Genomic DNA, 13,735 nt, shown 5'->3' on the forward strand with positions numbered 1-13,735 from the left:
TTAAGCTGCTTGTAAGATTTGGAGTAAATAATTAATTTCTGCTAAGCGGTCGGAGTTATTGTGAGCTTGATAATAATTTTCTGCTTCTTTTAAATGAATTAAGGCTTGAGAAATTTTACCGATTTGCATTTCTAAATTGCCTAAAGCTAAGGTTGCAGCAGCACTTTTCTCGGTATCTTGCAATCGTCTAAACAGCCGTAATGAGTCTTTAAAATATAGTCGCGCTTGCTCTAGTCTTCCTGTAAGGTGATATAGTCGCGCTAACTCAAATAAGGTTAAAGCTAGGGTAGGAATATCATTTAACTTTTGAGCAATTTGCTCACAAATTTGAAGATTTTCAATTGCTTCGGTGTAGTTTCCTATCTCTAATAATGCCTTTCCTAACTGATAAGAAAACTTAAGAAAACGTTGCTGATCTCCTATGTGTTCAAGGATTCTAATCCCATTTTTATATGCTTGAATTACTATGGAAATACTTCCAACTTTTTCTAAGGATTTTAAATGCTCTTTAACCGCACATAATAAAGTATCAATTTCATCCCACAAAAAGTCTTCTTGCGGTTTAATTTCTATAGCTTGGAATAAAGATAAAATTGCTTCTTCATATCTACCTATATTAGCTAACACAGTTCCTTGGTTATACCATGCTCTGTATTCGACAGGATTAATTATCAAAGCCTGTTTATATGATCTAATAGCATCTTCATATCTACCAACATTAGCTAAAGCAATACCTCTAATATGCCATGCCTCGCTTACATCAGGATTAAGTTGTAAAGCCCTGTCAAATGAGTTGATTGCTTCCTCATATCTACCTAAACTAACTAGTGACCATCCTTGGTTATGCCATGCTTCATATTTGGAAGGACTAAGTTTTACTGCTGCATTAAAAGCTGGAATTGCTTCTTCGTATCTACCTAAGTCAACTAATGTAACACCTAAGTTGTACCATGCTGAAGCATTGTCAGGACTGATCTCTAGTACCTTATGAAAGCAGGTGAGTGCTTCTTCATTTCTGCCTAATTTAACTAGTCCCCATCCTTGACTATGCCATACTTCAGAAGCTTTAGGATTTATTTGTATTGCTTTGTTATAGGATGTGAGTGCTTCTTCGTATCTACCTAAATAGCCTAAAACAATTCCTCGTTCATTCCATAATTCATAGTTATCAGGTTTGTCTTGTAATTCTTTTTCATAGGATATTAGTGCTTGTTCGTAGTTGTTATCTGTCATCAGTTTTTCAATCACTACTTGTATCCTCCAATATTGCTGAATTTTAAAAGATAAATTCCTGAATTAGCTAAACAAACATGTATAAATCTGTGTTAGTAGATCTTGAGATATAACGAGATTTCAATATATTTTGCTTTATGAATTTCTCGATAAATACTGAAAGCGATCGCCTTAGCATCAAGCTATAAAACAGCGATCGCTTAAAGCCAAAAATCTACAGACCTTTGTTTTCCTTGAGCATTTTTGCATATTCTTGATCCGCCAAATCTTGCTCAGTGGTGTAGGCAAGATTATTTTGATCGATCGCCTCTTGCTTCATCGCAAAAGTACGCGCAAAATTTAGCTTTTCGCGCAGAGTTGATGATGCATTTTTTAATTGCTCAGCACGGGAGGCGCGTTTTTTGTTGCGATCGCTTATTCCGCCATTCAAATATTGCAAAACAAAATAGCGCACCAAAGGCGTAGACAGGAACAAGATGGCATAACCTAGCAAGAACCCATAGGCGGCTTTGATAAAGCCTAAAAATCCAACCAGAGATGTGGCTAATCTGGGATTACTGAGCAAACTACCTAGATATAGCGAGGCGACTAGATAAAAACTGCCTAAACCGATCGCCAAAGCAATCTTGCCTTGAGGAGCTTGGCTAAATTTCCAGAGTTTTTCTTGCAAATAGGAACTGGTAGTCTTGGCTTTGCGCTCAGAGGCAACTTTTTGCAATTCAGGAAACTTATAGGCAAGGGTTCCTGCATCGCTGACTTCGGGAAACCCGTTAAATTTTGATAGTACGGGAATCACAAAATATTCATCACCCTCTAGGCGGCTAGTTTCATCAAGGTAGGGTGCAATTTGTTCGGCGATAACCACACCATTATTACTGCGAATCATGGTCGCAATCTCGCGCCAACGGCGTTCTTCGAGGTCAGAGTTAGGGTTCCCATCACCAAATAAAAATGAAAATACGCTTTCTAAAAAGCCCATGTCATTGGGATCGCGTTTACGAACCTGTTCTGGCTCGTAGTAGTAAGGGTCAAACATGATGAAAGGGTTACCGAAAGGATTACCCCAGCCGCCGAGCCAAATAAATCCACCGCCACCGCCGCGATTATCGCTACGGCGATCATCGCGATCATTGTCGCTGCGTCCTTGACTTTGGATGGCGATCGTCGCGGCAATAATGCCCAGTACCACGATCAAAATCGAGACAATCAGCAAAATGCCAAAGGAAATACGGATCGCGTAAAACACCCATTTCCAGACACCCTTGAGCCATTCTTTGACCTGTAGCCAAAATGAACGACTGACAAGGATTTGACGAAAATTTGGCGCAAATTTGTAGGCAATCTCGCCTGACTCGGCAACTTGGAGATTACCACCAGTTTCCGAGGCAAGCGCCAGCACTTCGCGTTGTGCTGTATTGAGATCAAGTCCAGACTGTGCCGCCACATCACCTATCGTGACCCGATAGTTGAGCTTTTCGACGGCTTCCATCACTGCTGTACGCGGAGCCATATGCTTTCCCTAATCGAACTTCTAAGACTATTATGATGGAAATAGTTAACAACTAGCGCATCAGCAATTTTAGGATATCCGTCATGCAGCAAGAACCAATGCGATCGCCTGCAAATCAAGATTTTATTTCAGAGTCAACAGGGGATGGGGACTCTGAGTTTATGTTAACGCCTGAACAGGAAGCCGCTATGCTAGCCGAATATGGCAATAATGAGGATTCACAGTTTGATCTGCAAGATCCTGACGATGAGACTGCCCCCAAGACAGACAAAAATTTAGAGCAGAAAACTGACCCAAGCTCGGATTTACAACATTTTCGTAATCATTACATTGGCAACATGGATCTGTTGGCTGATAAAGCAACCGTGATGAAATATCTTGATGCCCATCAGGGTTGGTTTCGGAGATGTGCTAATCCTTTTAAGGCTGATCCAATTGGGGAAACTGGTTATGCGATGGGTATCGGCAAAGTCGGAGCTTTGGGGTTTCAGGTGGATGCCAGAGTAGGGCTAAATTTGTTGCCTCCCGATGAAAATTGTGTTTATCGGATTGTGACGATTCCGATTCCTGAACAGAAGCCACAGGGTTATGAAGTAGATTTCCAAGCAGAGATGCGCTTAGAGGAGAAGACACCAGAACTAAGAGCAGGTGAAAAGCTAGGAAGTAATCCAATCATTACCTCGATTGAATGGGATTTACATCTCACGGTTTCTCTTCATTTTCCCGCTTTTATTCAGCAGTTAGCTAAGGATATGATTCAGAAAACAGGGGATAGTGTGTTGGGATTCATTGTGCAGCGTGTCTCCAAAAGTTTGACCGCAAAAGTTCAAGATGATTTCCATAAGACCCATGAGATCAAAGTTCCCAAACAGATTAAGCTCAGAAGATAGCCTTTGTCCGAGGAAAAAGGAAAAAGGAAAAAATGCTTTATACTTTTGCGATTTTGCTTGCGCCAGCTCCAGATGAGCGACCATTGGGAATTACAGGTAAACCTATTCAATATTTGCAATGCGATCGCCTAATTGCGGCGATCGAGCCAGATATCGATATTGATGCGCTAAAACTATTGCCAGAGCCATCTCTGATGCAAGTAATTATTCAACACGATCGCTTAATTTGTGAATTATTTGATGAGCGCACGCTTTTACCTTTGCGCTTTGGAACGGCATTTGTTTCCATTGCCGCTTTAGAAACTTATTTAAAAGAAGAGGGGGAAAGATTATTAGCTAGTTTACAGAGACTAGATGGCTATGCCGAATTTTTGATTACGGGTTCGGCGATCGCCCCCAAAGCTGAAGCTGCTACGAACCTTAAAGGTAAGGATTATCTCCTAGCTAAGCGATCGCAATATTTACAACAGGAACAATGGCGATCGCAGTTACAACAGGAGGTTCTCGACTATCGTCAGACGATTACGGATAACTTCAACCCTGATCTCTATAAGCCTGAATTTCAGCATGTGGAAACTCAAGGTTCAGAGGATGTGCGCGTATATGCCTTATTGCCGCGATCGCAGGTTGAGTTTTTACAAGATACATTGCGATCGTGGGAAGAGATGCATTCCCATTGGCAGATCTCATGGAGTGCGGCTTTGCCGCCCTATCATTTTTTGATGTAGAAGTTTGCAAGTGTCAGCCTTATTAGGGCATAAAAAAGCTAGTGGCGGCGCGAAGCGCCGCCACTAGCTTTTTGAGGTATTTATTAAAAACGTTCCACTAACTTATATTTAGCATCATGGTTAGGCTTTGCGCCTTCGCCACAAGTACGCGGAGTTGGCAAAATCTTGGTCGGATTCGCAATACCCTGCGGATCGAAAACATCGCGAACCCATCGCATTGTTTCCAAATCAGTCTCGCTAAACATCTCAGGCATATAGCACTTCTTATCCGCACCAATTCCATGCTCACCCGAAATGCTGCCACCCACGCGCACACAGAGCTTGAGAATTTCTCCGCCTAGTTCCTCCACCGTTTCCAGTGCGCCAGCTTCCGCATTGTTATACAAAATCAATGGATGTAGATTGCCATCCCCAGCATGGAAGACATTGGCGACATGGTAGCCATACTGCTCACTCAGTTTCTCTATCTCCTGCAACACATAGGTAAGTTTAGTACGCGGAATCACACCATCCTGTACATAGTAGTCAGGACTGAGCCGCCCCATTGCTGCAAAAGCTGCTTTCCTGCCTTTCCAGAGTCTGAGACGTTGTTCGGGATCAGTTGCGGTAGCCACATTTCGCGCCCCATTTTTATAACAAATTTCTTCAACTCGTTTAGCACTTTCAGCAACTTCTATTTCTAATCCATCTATTTCAATCAACAGAATCGAAGCCGCATCACGTGGATAGCAATTTGTCGCTACCGTATCCTCAACCGCATTGATGCTCATGTTATCCATGATTTCCATGCCTCCTGGGATGATACCAGCACTAATGACATCGGAGACTGTTGACCCTGCGGCTTCCACGGTCGTGAAATCAGCTAGGAGGACTTGGATCGATTCAGCCGATTTGAGAATCTTGAGAGTTACTTCAGTGGCGATGCCAAGGGTTCCTTCAGAACCGACAAAAATACCTGTGAGATCGTAACCTGGGCTTTCAGGGATTTTGCTGCCAATATCTTTGATCGAGCCGTCGGGCAGAACAATCTTGGCTCCGAGAACGTGATTGGTGGTAACCCCATATTTGAGACAATGTACACCCCCTGAGTTTTCAGCAACATTACCACCGATAGAACAGATGATTTGACTCGAAGGATCGGGGGCGTAGTAGAAGCCTGCACCGCTTACGGCTTGAGTCACCCAGTTATTAATTACTCCTGGTTGGACGACAACGCGCTGATTTTCAAAATCAACTTCGAGAATCTTTTTCATGCGGGCTGTGACGATCAGTACGGAGTCAGGCAATGGCAAAGCGCCGCCCGATAAGCCTGTCCCCGATCCGCGAGCCACAAAAGCCACTTTGTAACTCGCGCATACTTTCACGACTGCCGATACTTCCTCAGTGGTCAGAGGCAGCACCACGATCGCAGGTTGTTGCTTATAACTAGTGAGTCCATCGCATTCATAGGCGAGTAATTCTTCACGAGTACGGACGACATAGCGATCGCCGACGATGGCGATAAAGTCCTTGGCGATCGCCTGCCAATCAATAGCCTGTGTTGATGCTGAATAAATATTAGAGATGGGGGCGATCGCGGTCATGCTGCATTTACAAGGTAATAACTATACTGATTTTAACGCAGTTGGAGTTTAGCCAAGCGATCGCAAAAATGATTGTAGCTTTTGGGATTTGCCAGAATATTCGTCGAAATAACCTCAGGAGATTCCAAATATAGCTGTCGCCATTCTTGTTAGGACAAATCAAAACCCAAATAGTGTGAGGCGGCGCTTCGCGCCGCCTCACACTATTTGGGTTTTGATTTGTCCTGATACAGGTGGCTATAGCTATATTTGGAATCTCTAGCAAAACTAGTTTTGACTCAGTTTCCGATCGCCAAATCTCAAAAACCTAATTAACAATGTGCCAACAGTAATCACCCCACATAAAATCGTCAAAATCCAATTTTTCGGAGTCCAGTCCATCGCACCCAGATAATTAGAGCCGATCGCAATGGTATGTACTGACGCTAATATCAACGCGGGAACCGAGAGCAAATGCACATAGCGCCAAGATTTGCCTAGTTTCGTCATCATCCAATCGGAACTGGTGAGAGCGGCGGGAGACATCAGCGCGATCGCGATCGCCCCGATCCAGATCGAGATTTGGTGCTGCGGAATCATAAAGGATAAAGCATCAAAGTTCCATTGAAAAGTATGCTCAACCTTATGGAAAGTATGGGCAAGGGAGAGAACAAATGCACCAACTCCGATCGCTCGACGATAGGTCATTAAGACTGAACAAGCCTTAAAAATATGACTGAGCGGACGAGCGGCAAGGGCAAGGATCAGCAAAATCAAACCTGCATGACCTGTATAATCCACCATGTCACTGGTTCGCAATAGCGTTAAGATGCCAATCGTGAGTGTAATCCAGCCACCCATACGAAATAACTGACTGCGGCGATCGCGACTCAGTAGTCCTGCAAATACACCAATACCCAGCATCGATGGCAAAGTTCCCAATCCAAACGCCAACATCGTTAGCGCACCCTGTGTCATGTTACTAGTCTCGGCAGCCTTGATCTGAGCCGTATAGAGAAATCCACAGGGAATTAATCCCCATGTCATACCGAGCAAAGCTGGTGTTAGTGGATGGGAATGCAGCGATAGTTTCATCATCGCGGAGCTAAGGCGTTGATGCAGCCCCACTAATGCCATAGGATTAAGAAAAGGCATATTTGGCAAACCGTCTGGTCTAATCTGGACAAGTCCCATCCATACCAAAAGAATACCCGTCAAAATCGCAAGCCAACGCCGCAGATCACTTTCTAAACCTGCTAACTGTCCACTAGCTACTAGCACAGAACCGATCGCCCCAATAGCAGCCCCTGCGATCGCATAGCTAAAAATTCTGCCAATGTTTAGCAATGCATGAAAGTACAAGTGCTGTTGCCAAGCTTGAGGATGATTTTGGGAGTTGCTATCTTTTCCTGACAGCGAAAAAGCGACGGTCAAGGGGCCACACATCCCCACACAATGACCGAAACTCCCTAAAAAACCTAAAGCAGCAACAAGCAATAAATCTAGCATTCTTTATTTATAGCGCTTTGCGCTGAATTATTTTAAAAACTGGTGTTACGTAGTGATAGCTAAGTAGCTAGGCATAATTAATTACAACCAAAAACTGTAAAGTTGCGCCCCTGTGGGGCGCAACTTTACAGTTTTTGGTAATTAAGGACTTATCTACCCACATTTGTCGTAAAAGTTAATTCAAAGGGGGCAAAATCTTCACCATCTCTTGCCGAACCACTCAAACGCAGTTCATATCTACCTACTTGGGGAAATGTGACTTCCATACTTGGCAATCCCAAATAGCGCTCAATAATTGACAAAGGATTAGCCACTGTAAATTTGATGTTGCGATCAGTTAGCGATCGCACTTCTAACCGACAGTTGCATTTTCGATAAGGGATAAGCTCGCCGCCGCGCTTAGTGAGCGCAATCCAAATTCTCGATTTTTTACCCGCAACAGGTCGATCATTAGGCTCAATATGAATTGTGCCACCAACATCTTGAGAAGCTTTCACTTCATGAGCAATGCGAACAGATGATGGAAATTTTTCTAATTGTGAACCATTGACACTAGAAGCAGGGGATAAATGCAAATTTAATAGGATAGAAGCTACTTCAAACATTGATTAATGATACTTCTTAATTATTGAGGTTTGACAACGCCACAAGCAATCCGAGTTTTATAGTCAACAGTGGGAATTGTTGATTTTCCATTTGCACCTGCATGAATGATGATCGCAGTGCCGCCTTGCTTTAGTAAGGAGTTGTGACCCTTACCCAAAGTTAACTCTGACAAGGTAGCCGTTAAAGTTCCTGTCCCATCATGCTGAACCATGATATTTGGCAAATCACCCGCAGGCTTATGTTGATCAGATCCATGCTTCATCTCCTCATGTTTGTAATGAATATGATGATGATGTTTGTTATGCATATGATGAAGCCCGTGATCATGGGAATTATCCATAGGCGATCGCTTTGGATCAAAATGATTGCCTGCTGATTTAAAGTCTGGCGCTTCACATTTACCATTTTCATGTAAATGCACCATATGCTCTCCCTGAGAGAGTTTTTGAACTCGCAAAGTTACCTTTACACCTGAAGCAGATTGGCTAAAAGTTGCAGTTCCCACCAGTTCGCCCTTAGCATTAAAAATCTGTGAGCTAGCGCTAGATTTTAAAGTTTTAGAAATAGCTGCATTAGTATCAGTCAGAGTTGCCATCGTGATTAAAGGCAGCAAAACTGCGAGCCTAGATGCAAATTTAGCCTGAAATTGATATTTATTAGAATTAATCATGTGTTCTTTTGCCCCTACATCTTAAAAATGTGACTCTCTCCAAGTTAAGCCGCGCATAGCGCGGCTTAACTTACTTCATTTATGCTTTCGGCCAACCTTTCTCAGCTTGGTCAAGTACATAGTTCGCAACTAGGGTGATTTCATCAGCGCTGAGTTTTTTCCCAAAAGCAGGCATTGCGCCTTTACCCTTAGCAACTTGCAGAGAAATGGCTTCAACAGTGTTCTTGCCATACTTTTCTAAGGCATCTGCTTTCAAGGTTTTTGCTGCGACTACGTTATTTTTGCCACCTGCATGACACTGAGCGCAGTTATTGTTAAAGATTTTTGCGCCTGCGGACACTTCAGCAAAAGCTGGTTGACTGAAAGCAAGACTCACCAAGATTGTTAAGGCGATCGCAAGAATAGAAAAAATCCGTTTCATAGTTATTTAGTCCTTAAATATTCACGAAAAATAAGGGCAAAGCTATAGCTGATGCCCTACGCGGCTTAGCCGCAAAGTCGAGTTGAATTTTAGTCTGGATATATCATGGCGGTACTTGCCCTAGCAGTCAAAAGACAGTCTGTCAAACAAAGCGCCAAAAGAAAATGGCGGCGCTTTGCGCCGCCATTTTCTTTTGGGGTTTATTGCTATAGCGCACCGTCTCTAGACGGCTAACCCTACCTCAATCTTGGCTAGGATCAACAATTGCAGTGGGATCGCTGTGATAAGCTAACAGTGTTAGTGTCATTAACACGAATAAACATGGATCGACCTTCTCGCTCTGTTCCCCAAGCCGCACAAGCCGCCTATTCAGGGGATTCGTCATACGGACGCACACCGCCGCCTGACTTACCTTCGCTACTGCTAAAAGAGCGGATTATTTACTTTGGGTTGCCTCTTGTATCTCCCGACGAATACAAACAGCAGCTTGGTGTCGATGTCACAGAATTGCTCATCGCCCAACTTTTATATCTACAATACGAAGATCCCGAAAAACCGATTTTCCTGTATATCAACTCCACAGGGACATCATGGTACACAGGTGATGCGATCGGATTTGAAACCGAAGCATTTGCCATCTGTGACACACTCAACTATATCAAGCCTCCCGTCCATACCATCTGCCTTGGACAAGCTATGGGGACAGCCGCAATGATCCTCGCCTGTGGAACTAAAGGTTTCCGAGCGAGTTTGCCTAATGCTACGATTGTCCTCCACCAAGCTCGCCGCCAAACTAGAGGACAAGCCTCTGACTTGCAGATTCAAGCTAAGGAAGTATTGACCAATCGCGAAGCAATGCTCAGAATCCTGTCACGGACTACAGGTAAGTCACCTGAGGTACTTACCAAAGATATGGATCGGATGTTTTATATGACTCCTGAGCAAGCTAAAGAATACGGGTTAATTGATCGCGTACTCGAAAGTACCAAAGATTTGCCTACAGCAGTCCCCGCACTTGTTTAAGCAATTAGCTGTTAGCAATTAGCTGTTAGCTCAGTTGATTTCATAGTCTATAGCTAAAAGCCAAAAGCCAAAAGCCAAAAGCTAAAAGCCAACCAATTACCAATTACCAAAAACCTATGCCTATCGGTGTTCCTAGAGTTCCCTATCGCTATCCTGGTGACTCATATACGCAGTGGATTAGCATCTACGAGCGCCTGTCAATGGAGCGAATTATTTTCCTAAGTGGAGAAGTTTCAGATGGGATGGCAAATTCGATCATTGCTCGATTGCTCTACTTTGATTCTGAAGACCAATCCAAAGATATCTATATGTATATCAACTCCCCTGGTGGTTCAGTTTCCGCAGGCTTGGCAATTTTCGACACGATGCAGCATATTAAGGCTGATGTAACTACAATTTGTGTGGGACTGGCGGATTCCATGGGTTCATACCTATTGATGGCTGGAGCTAAAGGTAAGCGCTATGCTCTGCCCAATGCGCGAATTATGATTCACCAGCCGTCAGGTGGCACTCGTGGTCAAGCGTCCGACATTGAGATTGAGGCGCGGGAAATCATTCGGATTCGTCATAAGCTGAATGAAGAATATGCCAAACGCACAGGACAGCCCCTAGAGAAGATCGAGCGCGATATGAATCGCGACTACTATATGTCTTCTTCAGAGTCTCTTGCCTATGGATTGATTGATCGTGTTCTCGATTCACCACAATCAGTTTGATGACAATAAAAAAAGATGCAATGATGCGTAGCACGCATCATTACATCTTTTTTTGTTAAGGCAGAAATTAGGAATTATTGTTTCTATTGGAATACAATCGGATCGTCTAGATTTTGACAGAAATCGATATAAGATGGAGCGCTTTCGCTACCATCAGCAAATTCAGCCTTAATCCATTGTTTACACAATTGATTGTCAGTGGAACTACTCCAGACCATCTTGGCATTCTCCCCTGAAACAATACCTGAGCCAATATCAAACTGTCCCCAAGTCTTTTCTGGCTCACCCACCATTAACTTTTTGATTGTCGAATTGCTATTATTCTTGACGTAGAAATACCACTGATCAGCAGAAGCAGAAGCAACATTTGCAACTAGACTCAAGGCAAGTACACTAGCTGAAATCAAAAAACTTTGTTTAACCACTGTCTTAAACTCTCTAAAGAAGCTCTTAGTAAGAATATAAACTATAAAATCTGATTTGCAACATGCATTGAGATGCTTATAACTTTCTTATAACTTTTAATGTGGTTTACTCTCTTTCGGCTAAGAATTAGTGGTGCGGAGCGAAGCTCCGCACCACTAATTCTTAGGTTTTAATGTCTATTTTTAGACGAGGAAGGGAATAGCTGTGAATTTTATAGTTCAATCAATCCAATATCAGCCTTATCAATTGGCTTTCCGCGAACCCTTTCAAACTGCGACGGGGATACTTTTAAGTCGTGAAGGTTTTGTGATTGAGATTCGCGATCGCCGATCTGATTATCAAGTTCAGCATATTGGCTTAGGTGAGTCTGCGCCACTTTGTGGTTTTGGGATGGAATCTCTACTCGAAACAGAACAAGCATTAAAAGAAGCTCAGCGATCGCTGATTAATGCAGAAATCCAAAACCTCAAAGATATTGAGAATTTACTTGCAAAATATAATTCTACTCCAGCGGCAAAACATGGAATTGAATTAGCACTGCTCAACTTATTAGCACAAGTCCAAGGTATTTCCATTTCTCAATTATTAGCTAATTCTTTTTCGGGAATAGTGCGAGATCAAGTTACAGTTAATGCAGTGATTGGAGCGATCTCTCCTGAATTAGCTGCCACAAAAGCAAGGGAATATATAGAACAAGGTTATCACTGTCTCAAAATCAAGGTAGGAACGCAGGATTTTGAAATGGATTTGCGAAGAGTAGAGGCAGTGCGATCGCAGGTGGAAAATGGTATCCAAATTCGGATTGATGCGAATCAGGGATGGTCTGTAGAGGATGCGATCGCTAATTTAAAAAAGCTTGAATCTTTACAAATCGAATATGTTGAGCAGCCTGTTGCTGCTTCTAATTTGTTAGGTATGGCGGTCGTCAGGCGATCTCAATCAATTCCCATTGCGGCTGATGAATCTGTCAATAATTTGGTGCAGTTGCAGCAAGTGATTAAGTCTCAGGCTGCGGATATTATTATTCTTAAACCAATGGCGCTAGGCGGAATTATCACGGCAAATCGTGCAGCAGCGATAGCTTTCCAAGCTGGTTTAGATGTGGTAGTAACTACAACTATTGATGGGGCAATCGCTCGACAAGCTGCCTATGACCTAGCTGCCGCTTTGCCAATTCAACGAGCTTGCGGTTTGGCTACAGGACATTTGTTAATAGAGAGTTAGCGCTTCGCGCTAACTCTCTATTTTATTTGTCACTTCGAGATGTGCCAGACTCTTGGAAAATCTGAATAGCATTGAGCGGATCGCTGCTAAAAGTACCAGAGCGATTAACTTTCTGGGGAGAAGCGTTGTAATTACCAGGGATAACGGGTTGGATCTCTTCAACGTCAAAAGTAATATTTTGAATCTTGAGATTAGAGTTTGGTAAATCTCTTTCTATCGAAAACTGATCAGTATTGGTGGGCGAAATCGGCTGACCTTGGGCAGGACGTAAGCGATCGGCATCACCTAGTTGGGGCTGTGTTGATTGTGCAGAGACTGGACTAATTGCAGTGCTGACGATCGCTAAAATGGCGATCGCTGAAAATTGAGAAATGCGTTGATAATGTCTGTTCATAAATTCCTCGCATTAGCAGTCAGAGACGTTAACTACAATAATTGCTCATTATATTGGACAAATTAAAACTCGAATAGGTTGCGGCGGGGCTTCGCCCCGCCGCAACCTATTCGGTTTTTAAAGATACGCTTAAATTGCCAACTCTAATCTTTAGGTTTAAGCGCATTTTTAAAGCCTAAAACCAGCAAAATATTGGTCATTGTTAAAAACGACTCTGCACTACCATGCAACCAATCAACATTAGCTAAGGCTTCGTTATATTGTGTCTGAGCATAAATCCCTGCGGGAATCGTAATCGCCACAAAAACTAACGTGCCATAAAATCCCCAAAGTCCTAGCTTCGGAAATTGCTGAGACTTAGTCGCGAACCATAGGAACGCGAGGTAAGGAAATAGAGATAATCCAAATAAGGCTTCTTTAGGCATAGATTCATCCTGTTTTTTAAAGCTGGGCAAAGCCCAGCTTTAAAAAACTAACTTTGTGTTTTTGTGCGTGCAATTTTCCAAATAAAATAAGCAGCGATCGCCAAAGTACTATTGCCGATTAAGGTTAAAGCAGCTTGTACCGTCACTAGCCATTCTAACGAATCAGCATTATCAAAAAAGTGCCAAGTCACCGCACACATGGCGCTAACCAAAGCAGGAAACATCGCCCATGCTAAGTTGCGCCATCCGCGATCGGGATTTTGCTTGTCATATTGCCAAATGAGCCAAATGGCTAGAGTCCATTCGATCACGCTAGAAATATGGATGACCCATGTGGGTAAAGACAAAGAGTGCATGGTGATTCTATAAATTTTTTGCATAGGCGGCGCTTTGCGCCG

At 43.1% G+C, this 13,735-nt stretch carries 16 protein-coding genes; 5 read left to right on the forward strand and 11 right to left on the reverse strand.

From position 1 onward, the window contains the following. A complete protein-coding gene (locus H6G05_RS18335) occupies nt 1–1,248 on the reverse strand; it encodes a tetratricopeptide repeat protein (protein ID WP_190580140.1) in 1,248 nt (415 codons plus the stop codon). A 199-nt stretch (nt 1,249–1,447) separates the two neighbouring features. Next, nucleotides 1,448–2,743, reverse strand: a complete 1,296-nt coding sequence (locus H6G05_RS18340; RefSeq protein WP_190580141.1) for a hypothetical protein — start codon at nt 2,741–2,743, stop codon at nt 1,448–1,450. A gap of 83 nt (nt 2,744–2,826) precedes the next feature. Here H6G05_RS18340 and H6G05_RS18345 point away from each other — a divergent pair, with 83 nt between their 5' ends. Together H6G05_RS18345 and H6G05_RS18350 are read left to right on the forward strand one after the other, a co-directional pair. Continuing rightward, entirely contained in the window at nt 2,827–3,633 is an 807-nt protein-coding gene (locus H6G05_RS18345) for a DUF1997 domain-containing protein (RefSeq protein WP_190580142.1), read from the forward strand. A 32-nt stretch (nt 3,634–3,665) separates the two neighbouring features. After that, nucleotides 3,666–4,361, forward strand: coding sequence for a GvpL/GvpF family gas vesicle protein (locus H6G05_RS18350; protein ID WP_190580143.1), 696 nt, complete (start codon nt 3,666–3,668; stop codon nt 4,359–4,361). Nucleotides 4,362–4,444: 83 nt separating this feature from the next. Here the strand turns inward: H6G05_RS18350 and glcD are convergent, their stop codons facing one another. From glcD to petJ, 5 genes are all read right to left on the reverse strand, one after another. Beyond that, nucleotides 4,445–5,944: a glycolate oxidase subunit GlcD gene (gene glcD / locus H6G05_RS18355; protein ID WP_190580144.1), complete on the reverse strand. Its 1,500-nt coding sequence runs from the start codon at nt 5,942–5,944 to the stop codon at nt 4,445–4,447. Between the two features lie 267 nt (nt 5,945–6,211). Next, nucleotides 6,212–7,432: an urease accessory protein UreH domain-containing protein gene (locus tag H6G05_RS18360; RefSeq protein ID WP_190580145.1), complete on the reverse strand. Its 1,221-nt coding sequence runs from the start codon at nt 7,430–7,432 to the stop codon at nt 6,212–6,214. Nucleotides 7,433–7,581: 149 nt separating this feature from the next. After that, nucleotides 7,582–8,037 carry a hypothetical protein gene (locus tag H6G05_RS18365; protein WP_190580146.1) on the reverse strand — a complete coding sequence of 152 codons (456 nt, stop codon included), beginning with the start codon at nt 8,035–8,037 and terminating at the stop codon, nt 7,582–7,584. A 20-nt stretch (nt 8,038–8,057) separates the two neighbouring features. Then, the gene (locus H6G05_RS18370; RefSeq protein ID WP_199310635.1) at nt 8,058–8,708 is read right to left on the reverse strand and encodes a superoxide dismutase family protein; all 651 of its coding nucleotides are present in this window, start codon (nt 8,706–8,708) and stop codon (nt 8,058–8,060) included. A 79-nt stretch (nt 8,709–8,787) separates the two neighbouring features. Beyond that, complete coding sequence (petJ, locus tag H6G05_RS18375; protein ID WP_190580147.1) at nt 8,788–9,129, reverse strand: cytochrome c6 PetJ; 342 nt, start codon at nt 9,127–9,129, stop codon at nt 8,788–8,790. Between the two features lie 321 nt (nt 9,130–9,450). Here petJ and H6G05_RS18380 point away from each other — a divergent pair, with 321 nt between their 5' ends. Both H6G05_RS18380 and H6G05_RS18385 read left to right on the forward strand, forming a co-directional pair. Then, on the forward strand, nt 9,451–10,152 hold the full coding sequence (locus H6G05_RS18380) for an ATP-dependent Clp protease proteolytic subunit (protein WP_190580148.1): 702 nt from the start codon (nt 9,451–9,453) through the stop codon (nt 10,150–10,152). 116 nt (nt 10,153–10,268) lie between these two features. After that, a complete protein-coding gene (locus H6G05_RS18385) occupies nt 10,269–10,868 on the forward strand; it encodes an ATP-dependent Clp protease proteolytic subunit (protein ID WP_199310637.1) in 600 nt (199 codons plus the stop codon). 83 nt (nt 10,869–10,951) lie between these two features. Here H6G05_RS18385 and H6G05_RS18390 read toward each other — a convergent pair whose 3' ends face one another. Next, complete coding sequence (locus tag H6G05_RS18390) at nt 10,952–11,293, reverse strand: hypothetical protein (protein ID WP_190580150.1); 342 nt, start codon at nt 11,291–11,293, stop codon at nt 10,952–10,954. A 205-nt stretch (nt 11,294–11,498) separates the two neighbouring features. Here H6G05_RS18390 and menC point away from each other — a divergent pair, with 205 nt between their 5' ends. After that, entirely contained in the window at nt 11,499–12,518 is a 1,020-nt protein-coding gene (gene menC / locus H6G05_RS18395) for an o-succinylbenzoate synthase (protein ID WP_190580151.1), read from the forward strand. A gap of 22 nt (nt 12,519–12,540) precedes the next feature. Here menC and H6G05_RS18400 read toward each other — a convergent pair whose 3' ends face one another. The 3 genes from H6G05_RS18400 to H6G05_RS18410 form a co-directional block, all read right to left on the reverse strand. Continuing rightward, complete coding sequence (locus H6G05_RS18400) at nt 12,541–12,912, reverse strand: hypothetical protein (RefSeq protein WP_190580152.1); 372 nt, start codon at nt 12,910–12,912, stop codon at nt 12,541–12,543. Nucleotides 12,913–13,055: 143 nt separating this feature from the next. Continuing rightward, nucleotides 13,056–13,337, reverse strand: a complete 282-nt coding sequence (locus H6G05_RS18405; protein WP_094532806.1) for a DUF3593 domain-containing protein — start codon at nt 13,335–13,337, stop codon at nt 13,056–13,058. Nucleotides 13,338–13,384: 47 nt separating this feature from the next. Continuing rightward, complete coding sequence (locus H6G05_RS18410; protein WP_190580196.1) at nt 13,385–13,693, reverse strand: DUF2499 domain-containing protein; 309 nt, start codon at nt 13,691–13,693, stop codon at nt 13,385–13,387. Between the last annotated feature and the right edge of the window lie 42 nt (nt 13,694–13,735).

It is taken from the genome of Phormidium tenue FACHB-1050 (genome assembly GCF_014696925.1).
Taxonomy (GTDB): Bacteria; Cyanobacteriota; Cyanobacteriia; order Pseudanabaenales; family Pseudanabaenaceae; genus Pseudanabaena.

Coding starts and splice junctions, on each gene's coding strand:
- H6G05_RS18400 (WP_190580152.1), bottom strand. CDS start 12,912: ATGAACAGACATTATCAACGCATTTCTCAATTTTCAGCGATCGCCATT.
- petJ (WP_190580147.1), bottom strand. CDS start 9,129: ATGAAACGGATTTTTTCTATTCTTGCGATCGCCTTAACAATCTTGGTG.
- H6G05_RS18345 (WP_190580142.1), top strand. CDS start 2,827: ATGCAGCAAGAACCAATGCGATCGCCTGCAAATCAAGATTTTATTTCA.
- H6G05_RS18405 (WP_094532806.1), bottom strand. CDS start 13,337: ATGCCTAAAGAAGCCTTATTTGGATTATCTCTATTTCCTTACCTCGCG.
- H6G05_RS18410 (WP_190580196.1), bottom strand. CDS start 13,693: ATGCACTCTTTGTCTTTACCCACATGGGTCATCCATATTTCTAGCGTG.
- H6G05_RS18365 (WP_190580146.1), bottom strand. CDS start 8,037: ATGTTTGAAGTAGCTTCTATCCTATTAAATTTGCATTTATCCCCTGCT.
- H6G05_RS18370 (WP_199310635.1), bottom strand. CDS start 8,708: ATGATTAATTCTAATAAATATCAATTTCAGGCTAAATTTGCATCTAGG.
- H6G05_RS18360 (WP_190580145.1), bottom strand. CDS start 7,432: ATGCTAGATTTATTGCTTGTTGCTGCTTTAGGTTTTTTAGGGAGTTTC.
- H6G05_RS18340 (WP_190580141.1), bottom strand. CDS start 2,743: ATGGCTCCGCGTACAGCAGTGATGGAAGCCGTCGAAAAGCTCAACTAT.
- glcD (WP_190580144.1), bottom strand. CDS start 5,944: ATGACCGCGATCGCCCCCATCTCTAATATTTATTCAGCATCAACACAG.
- H6G05_RS18350 (WP_190580143.1), top strand. CDS start 3,666: ATGCTTTATACTTTTGCGATTTTGCTTGCGCCAGCTCCAGATGAGCGA.
- H6G05_RS18380 (WP_190580148.1), top strand. CDS start 9,451: ATGGATCGACCTTCTCGCTCTGTTCCCCAAGCCGCACAAGCCGCCTAT.
- H6G05_RS18385 (WP_199310637.1), top strand. CDS start 10,269: ATGCCTATCGGTGTTCCTAGAGTTCCCTATCGCTATCCTGGTGACTCA.